Here is a 22,468-nt window from a genome sequence, read left to right on the forward strand (position 1 = left end):
GAAATTTTAGTCTACTTTTAGGGTGATTCAAATGAGGCTTAAGAAAGGTAGTTATATAAAAAAACCTGCCATTGGCAGGTTATTGAATAAATGAACTATTCGCTTCACTGGAAACTATTCAGTGGAATTCGCAGCTTTACGATAACTCTGTAACGCAGGTGTATTTTCACCAAGTTGTTCTTGAGTTTGGGCTAAAGCTAACCAATATTCACGTTTAGGCATAATTTCACAGACCTGAGACCAATGACTTTTGGCTGACTTAATATCGCGCTGTTGCTGAGCTAGTTTTGCTAAACAAATTTGGTATTCGGCATTATGTGCATGAGTCTGCTTAAAGCGATACAATAGCTTTCGGATATCCTCATCTTCCGAGTCAATTAATAATGGCAATTTAGATAACATATCTGATTCCGGTTCGGATTTAAGGCTCTTAGTTATGAGCTTTAAGGCATCCTTCTTGCGATTATATTGGCATAACCCTTGAGCATATATCGCAATTAACTTAGCTTGATTACGTTCTGATTTACTCAGCCAATGCCAGCACTTTTCTAGCTCTTGCTCGCTAATTTTTGCCGCTGATGTCAGCAAGGCTGTATTGGTTGAGTGTTCAATATCACTAGATGCTTGCTCAGAAACTATTTGTCGTTTACGGATCACGGGTAATAAAATTTTCAACGCTTGCCAGTCTTGTTGCAACTGATAAAGATCTAATGCCAGCTTGAGAACTGGAGCTTTACTTTTACTGGTTGGATTTAAGGCATCAAGTTCAATGCGAGCTTCAGTTAACTTACCTTGTTGGATCAAATAGCGAGTTTTAGAAGTATTGACTGCTGCTTTCGTTAAAGGATCTTTAGCAGCTTCAGCGAGATACTTATCACGTGCATTAGTATTTCGTTGGTGATGAGCAGCTCTTGCGGCAGCAAAAAGGTTTAAAGCTGGTAGCTCGCCTTTTGCAGCACCTTTTGCCATGGCTTTTTCTGCATTTGGCCAGTCTTCCTCTGCGAGGGCAAGCGCGCCTTGCATGGTATATTTCTTGGCGGCTTCTCTACGCCACCTTTCTGGTAAGTATCGGCTGTTAATGACGATATTAAGTAAAAAGATAATTAACCATTCAAGTAACTGTAAAGCACAATAAAACAGTACTAACCCCAGTAAACCAAAAACTAGGCTGGTTTCAATTTGGTATTCACCTGCTGCGATATAGACATAGCCTGTATTGCCAATAATAAAAGGGCTAATACAAAAACCAATTAGAATGATGATGACATAAGCTAGGATTTTAATCATAGTTGCGGTTCCTCTGCAGGAACCAATGAGCCGAAGGTAATGAGTTGCTGTAGCAACCGAGTCGACTCAAAATTGGTATGTTTTACTTGCTCAATTTTAACAGTAATGAGTGCATCCAAAGCTGTCATGGTCTCTTGAGTTTGCGCTTCATCTAAATCAAAATATTGCTGGATCCAAGTACGGGCAAACCCAATTGATTGACGGTAATTGACTTCATCGTGTTGATATAAAGCCAGCTGTGCTTGCAGTAGCTTATTACGAATATTTTCGATTAAGTACCATTGTTGATCTGGAGCCAGTAACGGCTCCAGATCTGTTGTGCGTTTTCTAATTGTGATGAAACCATCAGTAACCGAATGCCATGTTTTAGCGAGATTGCTTTGCCAATCATCTAACGAATCCGTCATCACATGCTGCTCTGCCAAGTCTTCAGCTGTTTGGGCCTTAGCGCGATTTAATGGCAAGCTATCTAATTGATTTAATATACTATCTATCGAATAGATGGTACCTGCTACATCTGTTGTTTTAATGGCATTAGTTTGGGCTAGGTCATGAGCAAGGGCGCGACGTATCGGTAATAGTGCAGGGTCTTTCATTGCTTCAATACGATCATCTGCCGAGCTCAGTAAACTTGCAGCAGTTTTAGGGTCGTTTTCAAGCCATAACTTTCGACCAGCCATACGCACTAAATATTCAGCTTCTGATGCCATCCAATGGTTCGGATTACGCTGAGCAATAGTGGCTACCCGTTCTTGCAATTGTTGATGAGATTTAGCTAATTGATTTTGTTGTTGGTAAGCCAAAGTGTCATTTTGTTGCTGTACTTCTAGCTCTGCAATGCGTCTTTTAGGCTCAATTAAAGCTTCTGTTACTTCATTGCTGATGGCTTGAGTTTGTTGGTATTGAGTCTGTAGCTCAATTTTTTGGCTTTCAAGCTCAATTAGTAATAAGTAGCTAATACCAATGCCAACTAGCGCGATGATAAGACATAATAAAATACTAAGTCTTACCCACCATGAACTTTTTTGTTTCGGAGCCACTTCAGGATCACTGTAGGTGCGATGAGTCTTTTCTGAATCTTTGGCATCCGTTGTCTGGATTTTCTGATGATTTTTACTCGTGGATTTTTGAGTATTAGATGTCTTGCTTTGCTCTAATTCAGTCGAAGACTCAGCCTCATTATTCACTGATTCAACGGTTGAATCTTTCGTACTTGATTGACTTGAATCTTGCTTATTGTTTTCCATGAGCTGTCCTTGAGTGCCTAGTGTGGCTATGTACTAGTGCGACCATCTACTGCGCGACATAAATATTTGAGTGATAGGGTACAAGTCTGGCAGGATTAAACAATATCGCAAATAACGGACTTTGCTTTAATGATTAAAGAGATAACGCTTGTAAAACAGCTTGATTGTTCGCGCCATTAGCATTGGTGACGTGACAAAATCCTGCTGTTTTCGCCCTTTGTTCCACTCGGTGACTAGGCACTATGATATGACATGATTGCAACCATGCAAATAACTCTTTTGGAACAAGATTAATTAGATTAACAAGGACTTCGCCACTGGTGACGACAATAGTGTCAATTTTAGCAGTTTGCCATTGGCTGCAAACGCTTTGTGCATCAAGCTTTGGCATCACTCTTTGGTAAACTTCCCAATAGTTAACATTGGCTTGTCTTAAGCTTAATTGTTCTGCAATGGTTTCTCTGCCGCCAACTCCTCGAACTATCATGATCCGTTGCTGTTTTATCTCTGCTAACGAAGCAAGTGATAACAATCCTTCACTATCTTGGCTGTCTGCTGGAGCAACTTCGGCGCGGATATTATATTGAGTTAAAGCATCAGCAGTAGCTTGACCAACCGCATAATAGCGACAATTGGGGAATCGACCTTTGAGTGACTGCGCTGCAAAATTTACTGCATTAGTACTGATAAAAATAATGCAGTCAGTTTGAGAAAGTTGTTGAGGTTCAATGGTGAAATGAGTTGGAGCAACAGCTAATAAAGGCGTGACAATAAAGCCGACACCTTTATCTTGGAGCTGTTGCACCATCGCTTGATTGCGCCCTTCAGGGCGCGTTAGCAAGACTTGCATATTTTGACTTTGCCTGATTACTTGTTGTAAACAGCGTCTAATATTGTTTTAGCGCCGCGGCTAAGTAAGTCATCAGCTAGCGCTTCACCTAATGCAATCGCATCAGTTTTAGGGCCAGATACAGCACCTTCAATCACTTGGCTACCATCAGGATTACCGACTAAGCCACGTAAGCTTAATGTGTCACCTTCGATTTCAGCATAAGCACCGATTGGTACCTGACAACCACCTTCAAGGCGAGTGTTCATAGCACGCTCAGCAAGTACGCGGTAACGAGTTTCTAAATGCTCAAGTGGAGCAAGTAGCGCTTTAACACGTTCGTCATTCATACGACATTCAATACCTACAGCACCTTGACCGTTAGCTGGTAGTGAATCTTCTGCTGAGATGAAGCTAGCAATACGCTCATCTAATTTAAGACGAATTAGACCAGCTGCAGCAAGGATGATGGCATCGTAATCACCGCCATCTAGCTTAGCTAAACGCGTACCGACATTACCACGTAAGTCTTTGATGACGAGATCTGGACGAGCTGCGCGAATTTGACACTGACGACGCAAGCTAGAAGTACCAACTACAGCACCTTGTGGTAGCTCTTCAATCGTTTTGTATGTGTTAGATACGAAAGCGTCACGTGGATCTTCACGCTCACAAATAACCTGTAAACCTAATCCTTCTGGGAAATCTACTGGTACATCCTTCATTGAATGAACAGCGATATCAGCGCGATCTTCAAGCATAGCAACTTCAAGTTCTTTAACGAATAAACCTTTACCACCCACTTTAGCCAGAGGCGTATCTAAAATCACGTCTCCTTTAGTGCTCATTGGAAGAAGTTCTACAGTTAAACCTGAATGAATACGTTCAAGCTCAGCTTTAACGAATTCAGCTTGCCACATAGCCAGTGGACTTTTACGAGTAGCGATACGAATAACATTTTGAGACATGCCAGAGAGTTCCATCGATAGACTTAATTGCGACAATGCTAACATTGCCCGTTGGCTTATGTAACAAACCGATAGCGATTGTTTGACCTATGCACATAATTTTTTTGTGACCTAGATCTCATTTACTGGCGTATTTCAATAAAACTGATACCATGAACAAGTTATTACTAATGAATTTAATGCTAATTAAAGTAAGTGATTTCTTTAATTTTTAGTTCGAATCAGTCGTAGAGTGATAGTACAAGGATGGAAGCCTTGATAGAGAATGTTTGTTCTTCAGCCGACATAGCCAATCAACTTAATCTTGTTCGCTACGAACGAGTTCAATCTTTGTTGTCACCAAAACAGCAAAAGCTGTTTGATCTCATTGGATACCTCATTCAACATCATCACCCACAACTTCCTGGCGGTAATTCTGCATTAACGCCTTTTGGTATTAGCCAATATCAAGATTCTAAAAATGATTACCTGGCTTGTGATGCATTCAATTTACCTAAATTGGCATCAAACACTGCAGAGCCTTGTGCTTTCGAAGGTGTTTACTCAATGGGCAGTACAGCAAGCTTTGGCCAAAACCCTAAAAGTGATGTTGATGTATGGCTGGTTTATAAAGCCAATTTAAGTCTTGCCGACCTAAGCTTGATTACTGAAAAAGCCACAGCGCTAACTCAGTGGTTTGCTTCCTTTGATTTTGAAGTTAATTTTTACTTAGTTCATCCATTGCAATTTCGTGAATGTAGCGCCTTTGAAAACTGTTATAGCTCGTTAGGCGAGGAACATAGCGGCAGCACACAGCATTGGTTATTACTGGAAGAGTTTTATCGCTCGCACATTCGGCTGGCCGGTAAAACGGTGGGTTGGTGGCCAAATTCAATTCAAGATGAGTCGGTATTGTTTTTAGGTGATGTGCAATCCATGCCTGCTACAGAGTATTTTGGCGCTTCATTATGGCAATTGTATAAAGGCTTAAACAAACCCCATAAAGCCTTACTGAAAGTATTACTGTTAGAAACCTATGCCGCTGACTATCCAGAGTCGCACTTTATTACTGCACAAATTTGGCAGCAATGTGAACAGGGTGATTTTTCAGAGTCCAATGATGCTTATTTGATTTTATATCAACGTATTGAACGTTATTTATTAAGTAAGCGCGATATCAGACGTTTAGAGATTGTACGCCGCTGTTTTTACCTAAAGTGCGGTGTAAATTTAACCAATGCGTGTGTTGGTAGTGATTGGCGTCGCAACAAAATGCAGCAGTTGGTTAATGATTGGAGTTGGCCGCCCAGCTTGCTAGAAACCCTAGACAACAGCCAACACTGGCACTCTGGTCAGCTGAAATGGTTTAATAAACAACTGAATGAGTTGTTATTAATCAGCTACCGTACCTTGTTAGAGTTTGCCTCAAAGCAAGCATTAAGCGATCGATTCAGAGTTGAAGAACTAGGCATGCTTGCGCGCAAACTTCATACCTACTTTAGTGATGATGAGCACCAGCTGTTGCCATTAAATAAGTTATGGAGCCGCTCGGTATTCGAACCGAACATGACCATTATTCATAGCATTAAAGAATCTCGCTATTATCTTTATCGCCAGCCGCTAAAGTCAGGACAACTATTAGGTGAGTCATCAATTATTAAGGCTGATACCCCCACGGCTCTGATTGCTTGGTCTGCCATGAATGGTATTTCTACTGATGACACTTCTTGGCAAGAATATGGCCGTAAAAAGCACCGTTCTAGTGTGTTAACCGCATTAGCTAGTCGCCTAGTTCCTCTACTCACCACGGCCAATAAAGTCTCAAAGGCGGAGTTATGTCAGCCTTATTTTTACAAAAAAGTCATTGTGGTGGCGAATGTTGATGGCGACCCTACTTTGAAGTGGCAAGGCCAAGAAATCATGATTGACTACATGAATGGCAATGTTTTCTCATTAGGTAAAAAGCAACAAAATATGCTGTCGACTGTTGAACTGATTTGCCTCAACAGTTGGGGCGAATGGCAATGTCATCGTTTTAAAGGAGAGCAAGGTTTATTAGAAGCGCTCGCCTTTGTAGCCTTAGGGCTAAAAGGCACACCTGATCAGGTTGATATTGAGGTTGTGGTGTGTGCTGAAAGACTTAAAAAACAAATTAATGATGCACTATTATCAGTGTTTCATCTTTGCGTTAAATATTGCCATGATGCGAGAGCATCATCAGCGCTAATGCATCCAATTGAGTTGTCAGATAAGCGTTTCGGTTTGTATTTTAATTCAATGGGTATGGTCTATAAAGAGCTTAAAGGGAGAGAAGTTAAAGTTGCTCCAATAAAAGTTGAGCGATTTAAAAAGCCTGAACTAACAGCTCCGGTCGCGGTATTGAAGCAAGATCCTTATCGCAGCATTCCCAGTGTGATTAAATTATATATTTCAAAAGGCGCTAAACAGTACTTTTTAAGACAGCGTCCCGATGCACTGGATGTTTTTATCATTGATGAGGTTAATCAGTTAAAACATCAAATCTTTGATGACCTGTCGATGAAGGAATTAGTTGAAAAAGAAAGTCACAGCTTCGCCTTCGAGCGAGATGATTCGTCGCTGCACTATTTTAATATGCCGCAATTTTTTAAACTGGAAAGAATTGATGGTGAGCTTAATGTGGTGCCATTCGGGGTGGCGATGAATGAATTGAGTTCAGATATCTAAACTCAATTCATCGTCATCCTGGCATTGATTCGATTAGGTTTAAATCAAATCTGATGCGCTAAACAAGCTCACTAGATAGAAAGTGCAATACCGCTTTGCTTAGTAATGGCATCAATAACAAAAGGCATGAATTCACTGTTATTGCGCTCATCAAACCATTTGCCGTCTACAAAAGCAAAATGGTACCCGCCGGTACGACTGGCTATCCACAACTCATGTAAAGGTTCTTGTTTGTTGATGACAATTTGCGAGCCATCTTCAAATTCTAACTGCAGTACATTACCGCTTGCGAAGATATCGACATCGGCATCTTGTTCGTCAATCGCAGCCTCAATGGCATTTTCAATCTTGCTGAACATCTCATCAGCCAACTGATGAAATTCTGTATCTGTCATAGCCATGTATTTCTATCCTTGTACTTCCTAGGTTATGAATGCGATTATAAGGCTATAACTCCCCAGATGCATAGATGTTGAGAAAAATGAGACTGTTTTTATTAGTAATGCTTGCTAGCCTATCCATTATTGGCTGCGGACAACAAGGCCCGTTATATAAATCTCCTGAAGTAGAAACCAATCAGGAAGAGCGAAAACCGCAAGAGCCTACTAGTGAAAAAACCGAACAAAAAACTCAAGAGCAGTCTCAAGAGTCGACATAAAAAATACAAAAGAATTTGAAGGAACCGCATTTTGGATCATTTTACATATCAACAAGATCAACTTTTTGCTGAAGGCTGCTCTGTTGCTGAACTTGCTCGTACCCACGGCACACCGTTATATATTTACTCACGAGCGACATTAGAGCGTCACTGGAATGCATTTGATAATGCAGTCGCTGATCACCCTCATTTGATTTGTTATGCCGTAAAAGCAAACTCAAACCTTGCTGTGTTAAATGTGCTGGCGCGTTTAGGCAGTGGTTTTGATATTGTTTCAGGTGGTGAACTTGCCCGCGTTATCGCTGCAGGCGGCGATCCTAAAAAAGTGGTGTTTTCTGGTGTGGGTAAAACCACAGCTGAAATGGAACAAGCACTGAATACTGGTATTTATTGTTTTAACGTTGAATCAAGTGCCGAACTTGAACTGTTAAACGAAGTTGCTGGTAAATTAGGTAAGGTTGCGCCAATTTCACTACGGGTAAATCCTGATGTTGATGCAGGGACACATCCTTATATTTCTACTGGCCTTAAAGAGAACAAATTTGGTATTGCCATGGATGAAGCAGAGCAAGTGTTTGCTCGCGCCCATGAATTACCTCATCTCGCCGTTAAAGGGGTTGATTGTCATATTGGTTCACAGCTGACTGAAATGCAGCCGTTTTTAGATGCCATGGATCGTATGTTGGCACTTATTGACCGTTTAGCAGCCAATGGCATTGAAATTAAACACTTTGATGTTGGTGGTGGCTTAGGTGTGCCTTATGATGATGAAACACCGCCACATCCAGATGTTTATGCAGCAGCGTTACTTGAACGCTTGGGCGAACGTCCACTTAAATTGATATTTGAACCAGGCCGTGCAATTGCGGCAAATGCAGGTATTTTTGTCACGGAAGTGTTATCACTGAAAGAAAACAGCGATAAACGCTTTGCCATTGTTGACGGCGCGATGAATGACTTAATCCGCCCAGCGCTTTACAGTGCGTGGCAAAACATTATTCCTGTGCAGCTCACCTCAGCGCCAAGCTTTGAATACGATGTGGTAGGCCCTGTATGTGAAACTGGTGACTTTTTGGGTAAAAACCGTCAGCTGAATGTGCAAGCTGGTGACTTACTTGCAGTGCGCTCAAGTGGTGCTTATGGTTTTGTGATGGCGTCAAATTACAATTCACGCCCGAAACCAGCAGAGGTCATGGTCGATAAAGATCAAAACCAAGTGATCCGTGAGCGTGAAAAGCTTGAGCAATTGTGGCAAGGTGAACATCTACTACCTTAATCGTTTGATGGCTTTAATCATTTTATTAAAGCCGATTCGGTTTATTTTTTAGTTCGATAAGGGAAACTCTTTTGATCCAATTCACCAAGATGCATGGACTGGGTAATGACTTTATGGTGGTTGATGGCGTGACACAAAATGTGTTTTTTTCGCCTGATCAAATTCGCCGTTTAGCCGACCGTAATTTCGGTATTGGCTTTGACCAACTCTTGTTAGTTGAGCCGCCGTACGATCCTGATTTAGATTTCCATTATCGAATCTTTAACGCCGATGGTGGTGAAGTCGAACAATGTGGTAATGGCGCTCGCTGTTTTGCCCGCTTCGTGCGTAATAAAGGCTTAATTAATAAGTACAAAATTCGTGTAAGTACCAGTTCAGGTAAAATGACCTTGCGACTTGAACGTGACGGCACTGTTACCGTTAATATGGGCGTACCTGTTACCGAACCCGGCAAAATTCCTTTTCGTGCTAAACGCCCTGAAAAAACCTATTTACTGCAAACGCCAAAGCAAACGTTCTTGTGTGGCGCTATTTCAATGGGCAACCCTCATTGTGTGCTTGAGGTGGACGATGTTGCGACTGCAGAGGTTGAAGATATCGGCCAAATGCTGACTAAGCATGAACGTTTCCCTAAAGGGGTGAATGTTGGCTTTATGCAAGTTGTCGATCGCGGCCATATCAAATTGAGAGTGTATGAACGTGGCGCCGCAGAAACACTAGCTTGTGGCACAGGCGCATGCGCTGCTGTAGCAATCGGAATTATGCAAAATAAATTAGACAGGCAAGTTAAAGTTGATTTACCTGGTGGCCGCTTGACCATTAATTGGGAAGGTGAAGGAAAGCCATTATGGATGACTGGGCCTGCGGAACACGTTTTTGATGGACAAATCCAGTTATGAGCGACGTAATCAATACTAAAAAGTTATTGGCTGAAAATGCGCAATCTGCTGCTTCATTAGGCACAGATATAGTAATGGAAGACTTGCCTCTTGATGAGTTGATGATCCGCGAATACTTGCTCGATAACCCTGAGTTTTTTAATCGCTACCCTGAGCTACTGTTAGCAATGCGACTGTCGCATCACGAACGCGGTTCAGTGTCGTTGATTGAACGTCGCCAAGAAATGCTGCGTGGGCGCGTTACCCAGCTTGAAGAAGAAATTACCTCTTTAATGAAGATAGCCACTGAAAACGAGAAGATATTCCGTTTTAACAGTGATTTATCGATGAAAATCTTAAAGTGTGAAGATCTGGGTGAGCTCAGACAAGTGCTATCTGAAAAGTTAAAGACTGAATTTGGCTTTACTCATGTTCGCTTAATTACTGTCCATGATATCGACAGTGAGTTAGCCAATATCTGGCGTCAACGTATCCAACAAGGTTTTTACTTTGGCCGCCTGACACAGTCTGAATCTAAACGACTTTTTGGTACAGAAGTCGGTTCGGTAGCATTGACTAAATTATCTGACGAAAACGGCCAAGTTATTTTTGGTGTGGCTTCAGCAGATGCTGCTCATTTTCACCCTGATATGGATCATCTCTTTTTCCAACAAATAAGAGACTTATTGGATCATATGTTGCCAAAATTCTAATTGGCTGCCTATTTAATTCTGTGGATTATATAGGCATGACTGCAACTATTGGAGGCAGTGTCATGGGTCAAATCAGTTGGCTAGCTGCATTTGAACGCTACCTTCGTTCAGAGAAACAACTTTCGCCACACACAGTACGAAACTATTTGTATGAAATTCATCGTGCGGCAGAAATTATCTTTTCGATCCCAAAAGGCACATCTATAGAGGAATATGACCGCCAGTGGTTAGCGGTCAATCGTGACCAATTGCAAGCTGTGTTATCCAAACTTCATCGCCAAGGCCTAAGCCCTCGTTCGTTATCTTTGTGCTTGTCTTCACTTAAGCAATTTTTTGAATTTCTAGTCCGTGAACAAGCCATAAAAGTAAACCCAGCTAAAACTCTCAATGCGCCGAAACAAGCTAAGCCATTACCTAAAAATATGGACTTGGATGCGGTCACGCACCTATTGGATATCGATGCCGACGATCCTTTAAGTAAACGTGACAAAGCTATTATGGAGCTGTTTTACTCCAGTGGTTTGCGTTTAGCCGAACTGGCGAGCTTAGATATTAATGACATAGACTTTAGCCAAAACGAAGTCAAAGTCATGGGTAAGGGCAGTAAACAACGAGTTGTCCCCATTGGTAAAATGGCCATAGAAGCAATAAATAGTTGGTGTGAGTGCCGTGCTGATTTAGCCAAAATCGAGGCAGGGGATGCGTTATTTATTAGCCAAAAAGGGACACGTTTATCTCATCGTAGTATTCAATTACGTATGAAGAAATGGGGCCAAGAGCAATCTTTATCTGCAAAAGTTCACCCTCATAAATTGCGACATTCCTTTGCAACGCATATGCTTGAATCAAGTGCCGATTTAAGAGCAGTGCAAGAATTATTGGGACACGCTAACTTATCCACCACCCAAATTTATACCAGTCTCGATTTTCAGCACTTAGCAAAAGTTTATGATGGTGCTCATCCTAGGGCGAAAAAAGCCAAGGGGAAATAATGAAACAGTATTTACGACTTCGACCTTTTAAGGCTATCAGTTTTGATTTAGATGATACCTTGTACCATAACGCGCCGCATATTATTAAAGCCGAGTCCAAGTTGTCTCTGTTTATGCAGGAGCAATTTAACGTACCTGATGCATGGGGGCTCACTCAATGGCGCGAATTAAAAGCGAAGGTAATTGCGGTACATGAAGAACTTGCTCATGACACTACCGCTGCGCGTTACGAGGTGCTTCGTCAGGCTTTAATCCAATGGGATTACTCAGAAGTTGAAGCCAGCCAAGGTGCTCAGCAGGGGCTAGAGTGTTTTTGCTTTCACCGCAGTGACTTCAAAGTCGATTTAAGCGTGCTTAAACTACTGACTGACTTAGGCGAACATTATCCATTAGTGGGCATAACCAATGGTAATGTTGATGCTCGCAGAATTGGGCTTGATGATGTGCTTGAGTTTGTGGTTCATCCTGGGCATGGGGTTAGAATGAAACCCTATAGCGACCTGTTTGACTTAAGTTGCCAGCATCTTGAGATTGAACATCAAGACCTATTGCACATTGGCGATCATCCAATCAGTGATGTGTTAGGTTCTCGCGCTGCGGGCTGCCAGAGTTTGTGGTTAAACCTCAACCCTGCAAATAACCAGCAAGCTCGCCATATTCTGCCTCATATTGAAGTCGATGAGCTACAAGAAATCAGTTTGCTTGCTGCGCATTAAGATATTTTAGTATAAGTCGGTTGGTAGGTTGATTTGTGGCTCAGTAGAGTATGTCATTTATAAAGAACTGTGCAGTTGTCGAGGTTTTTGAACTTATTTCATCCAGTTTTAATACTCAACAAGCGCTGCCCATAGTGTTTTATTTTTGATTGCCTTAAACTGTATGGATACAAATGTTGCTACTCTTTTAAATGCTTTTTACTGCCAAGGTAATTGCTAAATTCAGATGAATTTATATCGTGTGATCCGAACTATCATTATGACGTCTCCTGCTAAGCTGGGGCGAATGTTGTTGATCGCGATTTTAACGATGCAGTCTGTTGGTGCAATGGCGGATGATTGTTCATTTGAACATCAAGACTGTGATGACAACTCTGCTGTTAACATGACAGCTGACTTTGATGAGCACTCTGAGTATCTCGAGAAGGCTTCAACTCAAGGCTCTGAGCTGTGTGATGAACAAGTGCAAGTCATTAGTCATATTGAAAGTGATTGCAGCGAGTGCAGTAATAATTGTTGCTCTTGTTGTATGACGTTAATGCACCCTATAACAGTGATGCATGGGGTTAATTCTGCCCCCGACTCTTTTGTATTTTCATTTAACTCTACCGCTGTCGAAGCGCCGTATTTTAGTTTTTTACGCCCTCCCCAAGTTTAACCTTTAATTCAAAATTTTATCTTATGAGCAAATTTTATTAATCAATTTGCTTTGACTCGCTGTGTTTTATGCTTGTAATAGCATTCAGCTTGTCTTGTATTTTTGTATTAAATCGAGGCTAAAACTCAGATGTTTTACAATGTTAATATCGCCCGACCGGGCATTATTTTGCCCAAGCTTATCTTGTGTTGCGTATTAGTGCTGCTTGCGCCGATATCTCAAAACGTTAGTGCTGAAGAGCCTAAGTCAACTCTGTCATTAACGACGGTGCTTGAACGTGTTAAGCAGCAACATCCTTCATTAAAAGTATTCAAATTCCGTCAGCTTGCCTTAGATGGCGAAGCGCACACGCAAGCATTAACTCCTGGCTATGAAATTGGATTTGACGTCGATAATGTTGCAGGTTCAGGAGAGTACCAAGGCGTCGACAGTGCCGAATTTAGCGTGTCATTGTCTTCAGTCATTGAACTGGGTGATAAGTTAGAAGCACGCTCAGGGATGGTGAATGAAAAGCGTGCCTTACTTGAAGCTGAACAAAAAATTGCAGCCCTAAGTCTACTGGGTGACGCAACTCGTCGTTATATTGATGTGCTAGCTGCGCAATCGCAATTAGAGCTAGCAGCTGACTCCTTAATACTTGCAGAAGAAACCTTAACGGTAGTGAAAAGCCGCGCTGAAGCAGGGGTCACACCAGATGCTGAAGTTAAACGTGCTCAAGCTGCAGTATTCAATGCCAGGCTTGTCGCCGAAACTCAGCTACATCAGCATGATTATGCCAAGTTAGCCCTCAGCATGATGTGGGGCGAGTCCAATGTTAACTTTGAATCTCTGGAAGGTAGTTTATTTGAATTTACCGATGATGTTGCGTTAGCGCCATTGTTTGAAAAGGTGAAATACAGCCCTGCGATTGAAGCATATCTAACCCAAGCTCAATTAAAGGAAGCTGAATTACGGTTTGCTCAAACTCAATCGAGTGCAGATGTGAGTTGGTCTGTTGGCGTTAAGCAAATGCAGCAAACTAGCGACATGGCATTAACAGCTGGATTCAGTGTGCCGTTATTTAGAGGTGACAGAAATTCAGGAGCAGTCATTTCTGCACAAGCGGCGAAGGATGAAGTACTGATTAACCGCGAAGTCGCACTGCTTGAACTCTATGCTCAGTTATATCGAGCTTATGCCAGTCGTAAACAAGCAATTGTCACCGTTAATCGTTTACAAACCAGTGTCATTCCTACCTTAACCTTAGCCTTAGAAGATACTCAAAAAGCCTATGAACAAGGGTTATACAGTTATCTTGATTATTTAACTGCAAGGGAAGAGTTACTTTTTTCTCGAAGAGCTTTAATTGATGCAGCCGCTTCAGCACTGCGTTATGGCGTGGATATAGAACAATTAATCGCCGAACCTCTATCAGCCTCTCAACATACCTTTTTTAAAGATTTCCAAGGATTCCCAAAATGAACTTAAGACCATTCAATAACTTTACTATGGTTCATCTTGCTATAACGGCCGTCTTAATGTTAGCTCTTCCAGCTTATGCTTCAGGCGATCATGGTCATGAAGATGTGCATTCAGACGATCACGCTAATGAACAAATTCATGATGCTCATGGGCATGATGAACATAAAGATACTCACTCAGATAACCATTCAGATACTCATTCCGATGAACACGGACATGACGAACATGGGCACGATGAACATGAAGAAGGCCAAATTCATATCAGTGCAGAACAACTATCTGTATCCGGGATTGTCACTCAATTAGCGCAGCCTGGTGATATCAAACAAACAGTGACTTTATATGGTCGAACAGTGGTACCAGAAACGGCCATAAGTCCAGTGAAAGCTAGATTTTCAGGACTCATCACCGAATTTAATTTTGCGGTAGGTGACAGCGTTAAAGCGGGACAAGTGATTGCCAAAGTTGAATCTAATGCAAGCTTAAAACATTACTCAATTTCAGCGCCGATTTCAGGTGTCGTGGTAAGTCGACATGCTAATGTCGGCGAACTAGCTACAGACAATGTGCTGCTTACAATTATGAATGACGCTGAGTTGTGGGTTGAGTATCAAATCTTCCCTGGACAGTTAGGTTCAGTATCGGTTGGTCAGCACCTTATTATCGAATCAACTCCTGCTAATGCTAATAAACTGCAAGTGCAGTCAACAATTCAACACCTTCTCAATTCAACGAACAACCAAGCTTATACATTGGCTCGTGTGCCACTAGACAATAGGCAAGGGCAATGGGCTGTAGGCGCTTTATTATCAGGTGAATTAACCTTGAGTCAGCAATCTGTGTCGATGGTTATTGATAATCGTGCTGTGCAGGTTATGGAAGGTCAACAAGTGGTTTTTGTCCGCAATGAAGAGGGCTTTGAAAAACGCATTGTTGAGTTAGGTCAAAGTGATAGCCAATTGACAGAAGTGTTATCAGGTTTAGCTATTGACGAAGAGTATGCCGTAGAGAAAAGCTTTCTTCTTAAAGCGGATCTTGAAAAATCTAGTGCTGCCCACGTCCATTAAAGGAGACGAGAAATGATTGAATCAGTTTTGCGTCTTGCGATTAATCGACGCTGGATGATGATGTTTTTAGCTTTATTGCTGGTTGCTGTTGGTCTTTGGAGTTATCAGAAGTTACCGATTGATGCCGTACCAGATATTACCAATGTACAAGTGCAAATAAGCACGCGTGCAGCGGGATACTCACCACAAGAAACCGAACAACGGATTACTTATCCGATTGAAAATGCCCTAATGGGTATTCCGAATTTGTCTAACACTCGTTCATTGTCGCGCTATGGATTATCGCAGGTGACAGTCGTGTTTGATGAAGGCACGGACCTTTATTTTGCTCGTAACCTTATTAGCGAGCGTTTAAATGGCATAAAAGGAGCTTTACCTGCTGGAATTGAGCCTGAAATGGGGCCTATTTCTACTGGCCTTGGCGAAATCTTCATGTACACCATTGAAGCAAAACCTAATGCTAAACAAGCTGATGGAAGTGACTTCGATGCTACAGCGCTAAGAGAAATCCAAGACTGGATTATTAAACCGCAATTAGCTCAAGTAAAAGGGGTGACTGAAATAAATACCATTGGGGGCTTTGATAAGGAATATCACATCACGCCTCAACCATTGAAAATGTTGACCTATGGGGTTTCCTTTGTCGATATTAAAATTGCGCTGCAAAGCAGCAACAGTAATCGCGGTGCAGGTTATATTGAGCGCGAAGGACAGCAACTTACAGTTCGTTCAGCTGGGCAGCTTAAAACCATTAGCGACATTAAACAGGTTGTGGTTAAGCGCATCGATAGCGCACCAATCTTAATTAGTGATGTGGCAGAGGTTGGCATTGGTAAGGCATTAAGAACAGGCGCAGCCACTAGAGACGGAAAAGAAACAGTATTAGGCAGCGCAATGATGCTGGTGGGCGAGAATTCACGCCAAGTATCATTAGCCGTGGCTGAAAGACTTGAAGACGTTAAAGCGTCATTGCCTGATGGGATTAAAGTTGAGGCAGTATACGATCGCACAACATTGGTCGATAAAGCGGTATATACAGTCCAAAAAAATCTCGTTGAAGGCGCATTGCTAGTGATTGTGGTGTTATTCATCCTACTCGGTAACGCTAGAGCTGCATTAATCACTGCTGCGGTAATTCCGCTGGCAATGTTAGCGACGATGACTGGCATGGTACAGGCGGGCGTTTCAGCAAACTTGATGAGTTTAGGAGCATTAGATTTCGGCCTTATTGTCGATGGTGCAGTCATTATTGTCGAAAATGCCATTCGCAGGCTTGGCCAAGCACAGGCGCAAAATGGCGGGAATATTCTGCCTCGTAAACAACGTTTACAATTGGTGTATGAGGCAACAAATGAAGTCATTCGCCCAAGCTTATTTGGCGTATTGATCATTACCGTGGTTTATATTCCATTATTTAGCCTCACAGGTGTCGAAGGCAAGATGTTCCACCCAATGGCTGCAACTGTTGTGATGGCGCTTTTAGCAGCATTAGTGCTGTCGTTAACGCTTGTTCCTGCCGCAGTTGCTTTGTTCATGACAGGTAAGATTAGCGAAAAAGAAAGCCGCGTTATTACCGTAAGTAAATCTTTGTATAAGCCATTGTTGATTGTAGCAATGAAGTTTCGCTGGTTAGTGTTGAGTGCCGCTGTTGGATTGGTGGCATTGTCAATTTGGTTAGCCACTACACTGGGTTCAGAGTTTATTCCACAGCTTAATGAAGAAGATATTTTACTGCAGGCGATTCGTATTCCAGGTACAGGATTAGAGCAATCTGTAGAGATGCAAATGATGCTTGAGGATAGAATTAAACACTTCCCTCAAGTGCTGAATGTATTTTCTAAAATCGGAACCCCAGAGGTGGCGAACGATCCTATGCCGCCAAATATTGCCGATACCTTTATTATGCTTAAACCACGTAATGAGTGGCCAAATCCTAAAATGAGTCATGATGCGCTTGCCGCAGATATTGTCGATGCTGTTTCTGGTCAGCCTGGTAATAACTTTGAGCTCACTCAGCCAATTGAAATGCGTTTTAACGAACTCATATCAGGTGTACGTGCTGACTTAGGCATTAAAGTGGTTGGCGATGATTTACAGCAATTATTAACTTCGGCTAATGCCATTCATGAAGTGCTAGAGAAAATTGAGGGGGCGTCAGATCTTCAAGTTGAACAGGTAACTGGTTTGCCAATGCTGTCGATTCAACCTGATCGCATGGCGTTAGCACGCTATGGTTTAACTGTCTCCGAGTTGCAAGACTTTGTAGCAACCGCAATCGGTGGTGAAGAGGCAGGACTTATTTTTGAAGGTGATCGTCGCTTTAAGATTGTTCAGCGTTTACCTGAAAATATTCGTAAAGATGTAGATCACTTACAAGGGTTACCTATTGTGCTGCCATCGGGGCAGTATGTGCCTTTATCTGAAGTCGCGACATTAGATATCGCGCCATCTCCAAATCAAATCAGCCGTGAGAACGGCAAACGCCGTATGGTCGTGACTGCTAACGTGCGCGGTCGTGATTTAGGCTCATTCGTCACTGAAGCAAAACAAAAAATTAGTCAGCAAGTAGATTTACCTGCAGGTTATTGGTTGGAGTATGGTGGCACATTTGAGCAACTAGAATCAGCAAGTCAACGATTATCCATTGTAGTGCCTTTGACCTTAGCCATTATCTTAGGTTTATTAGTCATGGCGTTTAGCTCGGTAAAAGATGCGTTGATTATTTTTACAGGTATTCCGCTTGCACTAACAGGTGGGGTCATTTCGCTGTGGATAAGAGACATGCCATTGTCGATTTCCGCTGGAGTGGGCTTTATAGCATTGTCGGGTGTTGCTGTACTTAATGGATTAGTGCTACTGAGCTTTATTCGTCAGTTATATCATGAGAAAGGCGAGTTACTTAATGCCATTATTGATGGTGCATTAATCAGGTTAAGACCCGTATTAATGACGGCGCTAGTGGCCGGTTTAGGGTTTGTTCCTATGGCGCTGAATATTGGCACTGGTGCAGAGGTACAGCGACCTATTGCTACGGTAGTGATTGGCGGTATTATCTCGTCAACGTTACTCACTTTGTTTGTACTGCCTATTTTGTACCGGATGGCACATCAAAGAAGCGAAAAGAAACATCACTAGATTGTGGTGTTAACTAAAAAGCCTCGCTTAATGCGAGGCTTTTTAGTTTTGAGTGTTTCATCTTGGAGTGTATTAACCCCATAAGAAAAAATGGCTCTGCTGGGGGAGCGAGAGCCAAGGACCTGATGAAACTTTTTATTTAGCCAAACGGTTAAGGTTTAGATTGCGAGTGCTTTTGGAAACAGTAACTCATTTTCAGTATGAATATGTACCTGTAAATCAGCATCAAATTCAGCCAAGGTTTTGTAGCATTTTTGCCAAGTGCTACATGCGCCTTCAGGAGTTTGGTAGTTATTGGTGAGTTCACGTAACTGCTGTAAAACACTGCCAGCATGATCATGTTCATGCTCCATGGCATTAATTGGATTACCAATATGGCCAAAGCAACCATTCACTTCTTCGCCAGCAGCTAGTCTTCTCATCGCTGGGAATAAAATCTGTTCTTCTTTCATTAAATGCGGCATCAAATCAGCAATCAGCGCACCAATTAGCATGGCTAATGGCTTAATCTCGGCATAATCTTCGCCATGGGCTTGTACCATTCTTTGCGAGTACTCCACTAAAAGCGGCGCAGTTTCACGAACATATTGGTGATGCGTTGCTTCAAGATGGTCAATTAAAGCGGGAATTGATAAAGCTTGTAATTGCTCAAAATTGGTAGAAGACATGATTGCTCCAAAAGATGCATTAAATTATACATGCATTTTAAATGCATCTTTTGTGTGAGCAATCATATTGATGAGTAATTGCTAGTTGGATCACATAATTTTAAGACGAGTATCTCTTACTGAGTACACTTTTGCCCATTCAATAGTGGACTCACTAACACCTGTTTACTGACTTGTTGTTGCTCAAGCATGCCGCCAACTCGCAACAACTTGCCCTGATGACAAATTAAGCCACGATGATCCATGCTTGGTGTTTCAAGTTGAAGTGGTTTAAGCCATTGCATGGTGTCAAAGTCAAAGGTGTATTGTTGGCTGTATGGCTCGCTCGGCTCGCCGTTATATCCAATGCCACTGTAGTTATAGGGGTTGTCACTGCCCGCCATAAAGATAGCTTGTCCAGATTTACCTGTCTTTACTCCTGTTGCAGCCATACGATAATGAGCAACTGGTGTTTTTTGAAGATTATTAGCTAGAGAATGGTTAGCTTGAGAGTCGTGTTCAGCTTGTTCATTTGCAACAGAGTAGTGAGGCAGTAATTGCCAACTTATTCTTAAATGGTTTTGAGGATTAACTTCGCCATATAAGCACACAGGTGATGACTGGTAACTGCGACGTTTGCCAATATTAGCCTGTACTTTCACACCATTACAGAACACGATTTTATTGCCACTCATGGCGACAGCTTGGCCAAAAACAGCTGGGGCTGGCATAGGGCTCGCTTGATCCCAGGTATTCGTTTTGGTGTCGTAAATTTGGACTAGGTTGACGTTTCCGTCGTTATGCCAGCCGCCAAACAAATATATATATCTCTGCTGATATACACTTGCTGCAGTATCATCAACAGCCACTGGCATATCAGCAATGCGTTGGTATTGGTTATTTAGCACATCAAATTGGTAGTTATCGACAGTGCTTATTTCTTCATGGTTTTTGGCAACGGTATAGCCGCCAAAGACATAAGCTTTATCATTAAGCCCCACGGCGATTGAAGCAAGGCGACCTGCTAATGGCGCGACAAAAGGAACTGGGTTTAAGGGCTGCCATAGTGGATTAGGCGCAGAAAGATTAACCCCCCAAACCTTGTTATGCACAGCTTGATAACCTTTACCTTCAGCCAAGCCAGTAAAACTCAATAAGTAGTCGCCTTTTGCTGTCTTCACTTTGGCTACAGCGTTGTTAGACACACCTTCGGGTAACTGGGGATAACTCGCATTTGCTGAAGGCATAAAACTCACAAGCGCTGTGATAACAGCGCCAAGCTGGCTTAATCGACTCATTCTCAATCCTTGTGATTTCTAATATTTTTTAGTTTTAATTTTCTATTTCTAGTCATGCACATTTAAACATATTTGTTATCGCAGCAGTAAATCAAAGCTAATACAGGTAAGAATTACTGCTGATGGCTTTGATAGTTAAATTTGTAAGTTTGACCTCTTATTTAAATGCTGTTTTATAGTCAATTTTACGGTAAGTTAGTTTTTTCTGAATTAATTTGCTCACTGTTGTGAGAAACCCTATTCACTCAAAATAGAATAATAAAACACGGGCAATTTGTTACTTTGAATCCAAAAAAAGCAGTCAATAAAACCCTTAAGAAGGTCTCCTCAGCTCAGTTTATTCACCGATGGCTCATGTTGATATTTGCAGTTCCAATTATTATATGGGGCTTTACTGGCAGCTATTTTGTATTGATGGATATTGGTTTTATCCGCAGCGATCATGTTGCAGTGAAACAAGCAGATAAAATATCACCATCTTCTATCTCTTACCCAATTTCTGAGCTTTATCAAGCATACCCCGATGCTCAAGCTGTCATTGTAAAAACCTTACTTAAACAAATGGTGTATCAGCTTAAGTTACCAGAAAAGTCATTATTGATTAACGCGCAATCTGGCCAGCCTTTTGGCAGTATTACCGAAGCGCAAGCAAAAGCCATTGCATTAACATTTCAGCATCAGGATGCCATTTCACCTTCTGCTAGTATCGTTTTAATCAAGTTACTCAACACTCAAGCCCCATCAGAGTTAGCCGCAAGACATTTACCTGTCTGGCAAGTCAGGTTTGATGATATTGCCCAATCAACACTGTATATATCGGCACAGACAGGCGATGTGGTGACAAGGCGTCATGAATATTGGCGCTGGTTCGATCTATTTTGGAAGTGGCACATAATGGATTATGACGACGGTGAAGCCATTGATAACGCCTTATTATTTTATACAGCGATAGGATCGTTTATTGCTGTATTCGCTGGTGGGATATTGATTTGGCAACGGCGTAAGAGGTATAGCTAATGAAAGCCAAAAATATAAAACGTTGGCTAAGGTTTTGTCATTACTGGTTGGGCACTATTGTTGGTATTCAATTATTAATCTGGCTAGGGACAGGGATTTATTTCAATATCACCCCAAGTGAAGATCTTAAAGGCAGCCATTATTATCGCAGTAAAGCACCGTTAGATTTAACTCTATTTAGCCGTCATGAGCTAGAACCTTTATCGTCTATTCTCGAGCGATATAAGCCGATGGAACAGGTTAGTACTATTGTGCTTAATGATCGACCTATGTATTTATTAGACGAGCAAGTGCAGCGATATCAGCATAATTGCCAACAGCAAGTCTTAGTTGATGCGTATAGCGGCAAAGAAGTCCTTATTGATGTCGACTTGGCAGAATCCATAGCCTTGCAAAGCTATACCGGAGCAGGCGAGATAATGAGTCATCGACAATTATCTACCAGCTTTAAAGAGTGGCCAAAAGAATGTAATCCATTGTGGCAAGTCAGCATGAATGATGATTTGAATACACGAATTTACATTAACGGTATAAATGGTCGATTAGTTGGCCATAAAAATGATCACACTGATTTAGCCGATTTGATGTTTAAGCTGCACTTTATGGATTACCTGCACCAAGGCAGTTTTAATAATCCCTTTAGTTGGCTATTTGGGTTAATGATGCTGACTTTATCGCTTACAGGTTTGTATTGGGTGATTGAAAATATGGTGATGAAGCGGTATCGATTTAAGATTACTTAATTCGTCGAGCAGTAGGTAACACATGGAAAACAAAAAAGGCTAATCATCTCTGATTAGCCTTTTTAAATACAACGAATTAAGAATTGCTTCTTAGTTCATGCCGTATTATCTAGTTGTATGTGTTGGTTGGTTTTTTATTGTTCTGATTTGGGTTTTGTTTGTATTTTATTTCTCTTAATTTCAGTGTGTTGTG

The 22,468-nt window shown here is 41.7% G+C and carries 19 protein-coding genes and 1 pseudogene; 13 read left to right on the top strand and 7 right to left on the bottom strand.

Features of this window, described 5'->3' with window-relative positions:
- Positions 1 to 114 precede the first annotated feature (114 nt).
- The 4 genes from QPX86_RS01890 to hemC form a co-directional block, all read right to left on the bottom strand.
- The gene (locus QPX86_RS01890) at positions 115 to 1,287 is read right to left on the bottom strand and encodes a heme biosynthesis HemY N-terminal domain-containing protein (protein ID WP_285163936.1); all 1,173 of its coding nucleotides are present in this window, start codon (positions 1,285 to 1,287) and stop codon (positions 115 to 117) included.
- Positions 1,284 to 2,534: a uroporphyrinogen-III C-methyltransferase gene (locus QPX86_RS01895; RefSeq protein ID WP_285163937.1), complete on the bottom strand. Its 1,251-nt coding sequence runs from the start codon at positions 2,532 to 2,534 to the stop codon at positions 1,284 to 1,286. The genes QPX86_RS01890 and QPX86_RS01895 overlap by 4 nt, the downstream gene beginning before the upstream one ends.
- A 133-nt stretch (positions 2,535 to 2,667) precedes the next feature.
- On the bottom strand, positions 2,668 to 3,384 hold the full coding sequence (locus QPX86_RS01900) for a uroporphyrinogen-III synthase (RefSeq protein WP_285163938.1): 717 nt from the start codon (positions 3,382 to 3,384) through the stop codon (positions 2,668 to 2,670).
- Positions 3,385 to 3,401: 17 nt separating this feature from the next.
- Complete coding sequence (gene hemC, locus QPX86_RS01905; protein ID WP_220753722.1) at positions 3,402 to 4,331, bottom strand: hydroxymethylbilane synthase; 930 nt, start codon at positions 4,329 to 4,331, stop codon at positions 3,402 to 3,404.
- 255 nt (positions 4,332 to 4,586) lie between these two features.
- Between hemC and QPX86_RS01910 the strand changes: the two genes are divergently transcribed.
- Positions 4,587 to 7,016: a class I adenylate cyclase gene (locus QPX86_RS01910; RefSeq protein WP_259651304.1), complete on the top strand. Its 2,430-nt coding sequence runs from the start codon at positions 4,587 to 4,589 to the stop codon at positions 7,014 to 7,016.
- A gap of 71 nt (positions 7,017 to 7,087) precedes the next feature.
- Here the strand turns inward: QPX86_RS01910 and cyaY are convergent, their stop codons facing one another.
- Entirely contained in the window at positions 7,088 to 7,417 is a 330-nt protein-coding gene (gene cyaY, locus QPX86_RS01915; protein ID WP_220753724.1) for an iron donor protein CyaY, read from the bottom strand.
- An 80-nt stretch (positions 7,418 to 7,497) separates the two neighbouring features.
- On the opposite strand from cyaY, the gene lptM reads away from it, so the two are divergent.
- From lptM to QPX86_RS01965, 10 genes are all read left to right on the top strand, one after another.
- On the top strand, positions 7,498 to 7,674 hold the full coding sequence (gene lptM, locus QPX86_RS01920; protein WP_259651305.1) for an LPS translocon maturation chaperone LptM: 177 nt from the start codon (positions 7,498 to 7,500) through the stop codon (positions 7,672 to 7,674).
- A gap of 31 nt (positions 7,675 to 7,705) precedes the next feature.
- Positions 7,706 to 8,950: a diaminopimelate decarboxylase gene (gene lysA, locus QPX86_RS01925; protein ID WP_220753726.1), complete on the top strand. Its 1,245-nt coding sequence runs from the start codon at positions 7,706 to 7,708 to the stop codon at positions 8,948 to 8,950.
- A 71-nt stretch (positions 8,951 to 9,021) separates the two neighbouring features.
- The gene (gene dapF, locus QPX86_RS01930) at positions 9,022 to 9,849 is read left to right on the top strand and encodes a diaminopimelate epimerase (RefSeq protein WP_220753727.1); all 828 of its coding nucleotides are present in this window, start codon (positions 9,022 to 9,024) and stop codon (positions 9,847 to 9,849) included.
- Between the two features lie 74 nt (positions 9,850 to 9,923).
- Positions 9,924 to 10,541 carry a DUF484 family protein gene (locus tag QPX86_RS01935; RefSeq protein ID WP_220753787.1) on the top strand — a complete coding sequence of 206 codons (618 nt, stop codon included), beginning with the start codon at positions 9,924 to 9,926 and terminating at the stop codon, positions 10,539 to 10,541.
- A 35-nt stretch (positions 10,542 to 10,576) separates the two neighbouring features.
- On the top strand, positions 10,577 to 11,533 hold the full coding sequence (gene xerC / locus QPX86_RS01940) for a tyrosine recombinase XerC (protein ID WP_285163939.1): 957 nt from the start codon (positions 10,577 to 10,579) through the stop codon (positions 11,531 to 11,533).
- Positions 11,533 to 12,249 (top strand): HAD-IA family hydrolase, encoded by a 717-nt coding sequence (locus QPX86_RS01945; RefSeq protein WP_220753728.1) that lies wholly within the window; start codon positions 11,533 to 11,535, stop codon positions 12,247 to 12,249. Before xerC ends, QPX86_RS01945 begins: the two co-directional genes overlap by 1 nt.
- Positions 12,250 to 12,475: 226 nt before the next feature.
- Positions 12,476 to 12,907, top strand: coding sequence for a hypothetical protein (locus tag QPX86_RS01950; RefSeq protein WP_285163941.1), 432 nt, complete (start codon positions 12,476 to 12,478; stop codon positions 12,905 to 12,907).
- A 129-nt stretch (positions 12,908 to 13,036) separates the two neighbouring features.
- Positions 13,037 to 14,368: a TolC family protein gene (locus QPX86_RS01955; protein ID WP_285163942.1), complete on the top strand. Its 1,332-nt coding sequence runs from the start codon at positions 13,037 to 13,039 to the stop codon at positions 14,366 to 14,368.
- Entirely contained in the window at positions 14,365 to 15,435 is a 1,071-nt protein-coding gene (locus QPX86_RS01960; protein WP_285163943.1) for an efflux RND transporter periplasmic adaptor subunit, read from the top strand. The genes QPX86_RS01955 and QPX86_RS01960 overlap by 4 nt, the downstream gene beginning before the upstream one ends.
- 12 nt (positions 15,436 to 15,447) lie before the next feature.
- Positions 15,448 to 18,570 (top strand): efflux RND transporter permease subunit, encoded by a 3,123-nt coding sequence (locus QPX86_RS01965; protein WP_285163944.1) that lies wholly within the window; start codon positions 15,448 to 15,450, stop codon positions 18,568 to 18,570.
- Between the two features lie 158 nt (positions 18,571 to 18,728).
- On the opposite strand, the pseudogene QPX86_RS01970 reads toward QPX86_RS01965, so the two are convergent.
- Positions 18,729 to 19,196, bottom strand: a pseudogene (locus tag QPX86_RS01970) (hemerythrin domain-containing protein); the annotation flags it as partial.
- A gap of 158 nt (positions 19,197 to 19,354) precedes the next feature.
- Positions 19,355 to 20,515, bottom strand: a complete 1,161-nt coding sequence (locus tag QPX86_RS01975) for a Kelch repeat-containing protein (protein ID WP_285163945.1) — start codon at positions 20,513 to 20,515, stop codon at positions 19,355 to 19,357.
- A 354-nt stretch (positions 20,516 to 20,869) separates the two neighbouring features.
- Here QPX86_RS01975 and QPX86_RS01980 point away from each other — a divergent pair, with 354 nt between their 5' ends.
- Positions 20,870 to 21,532, top strand: a complete 663-nt coding sequence (locus QPX86_RS01980; RefSeq protein WP_285163946.1) for a peptidase — start codon at positions 20,870 to 20,872, stop codon at positions 21,530 to 21,532.
- Positions 21,532 to 22,275, top strand: a complete 744-nt coding sequence (locus QPX86_RS01985) for a peptidase (protein ID WP_285163947.1) — start codon at positions 21,532 to 21,534, stop codon at positions 22,273 to 22,275. The genes QPX86_RS01980 and QPX86_RS01985 overlap by 1 nt, the downstream gene beginning before the upstream one ends.
- Positions 22,276 to 22,468 lie beyond the last annotated feature (193 nt).

The organism is Shewanella goraebulensis (assembly GCF_030252245.1).
GTDB lineage: Bacteria > Pseudomonadota > Gammaproteobacteria > Enterobacterales > Shewanellaceae > Shewanella > Shewanella goraebulensis.

What these genes read in the sequence shown, in the direction of transcription:
- QPX86_RS01965 (WP_285163944.1), top strand. Translation starts at nt 15,448, where the DNA reads ATGATTGAATCAGTTTTGCGTCTTGCGATTAATCGACGCTGGATGATG.
- QPX86_RS01960 (WP_285163943.1), top strand. Translation starts at nt 14,365, where the DNA reads ATGAACTTAAGACCATTCAATAACTTTACTATGGTTCATCTTGCTATA.
- QPX86_RS01985 (WP_285163947.1), top strand. Translation starts at nt 21,532, where the DNA reads ATGAAAGCCAAAAATATAAAACGTTGGCTAAGGTTTTGTCATTACTGG.
- QPX86_RS01955 (WP_285163942.1), top strand. Translation starts at nt 13,037, where the DNA reads ATGTTTTACAATGTTAATATCGCCCGACCGGGCATTATTTTGCCCAAG.
- QPX86_RS01950 (WP_285163941.1), top strand. Translation starts at nt 12,476, where the DNA reads ATGAATTTATATCGTGTGATCCGAACTATCATTATGACGTCTCCTGCT.
- hemC (WP_220753722.1), bottom strand. Translation starts at nt 4,331, where the DNA reads ATGTCTCAAAATGTTATTCGTATCGCTACTCGTAAAAGTCCACTGGCT.
- QPX86_RS01980 (WP_285163946.1), top strand. Translation starts at nt 20,870, where the DNA reads ATGTTGATATTTGCAGTTCCAATTATTATATGGGGCTTTACTGGCAGC.
- cyaY (WP_220753724.1), bottom strand. Translation starts at nt 7,417, where the DNA reads ATGGCTATGACAGATACAGAATTTCATCAGTTGGCTGATGAGATGTTC.
- QPX86_RS01945 (WP_220753728.1), top strand. Translation starts at nt 11,533, where the DNA reads ATGAAACAGTATTTACGACTTCGACCTTTTAAGGCTATCAGTTTTGAT.
- xerC (WP_285163939.1), top strand. Translation starts at nt 10,577, where the DNA reads ATGACTGCAACTATTGGAGGCAGTGTCATGGGTCAAATCAGTTGGCTA.
- QPX86_RS01890 (WP_285163936.1), bottom strand. Translation starts at nt 1,287, where the DNA reads ATGATTAAAATCCTAGCTTATGTCATCATCATTCTAATTGGTTTTTGT.
- QPX86_RS01935 (WP_220753787.1), top strand. Translation starts at nt 9,924, where the DNA reads ATGGAAGACTTGCCTCTTGATGAGTTGATGATCCGCGAATACTTGCTC.
- QPX86_RS01975 (WP_285163945.1), bottom strand. Translation starts at nt 20,515, where the DNA reads ATGAGTCGATTAAGCCAGCTTGGCGCTGTTATCACAGCGCTTGTGAGT.
- lptM (WP_259651305.1), top strand. Translation starts at nt 7,498, where the DNA reads ATGAGACTGTTTTTATTAGTAATGCTTGCTAGCCTATCCATTATTGGC.
- QPX86_RS01900 (WP_285163938.1), bottom strand. Translation starts at nt 3,384, where the DNA reads ATGCAAGTCTTGCTAACGCGCCCTGAAGGGCGCAATCAAGCGATGGTG.
- QPX86_RS01895 (WP_285163937.1), bottom strand. Translation starts at nt 2,534, where the DNA reads ATGGAAAACAATAAGCAAGATTCAAGTCAATCAAGTACGAAAGATTCA.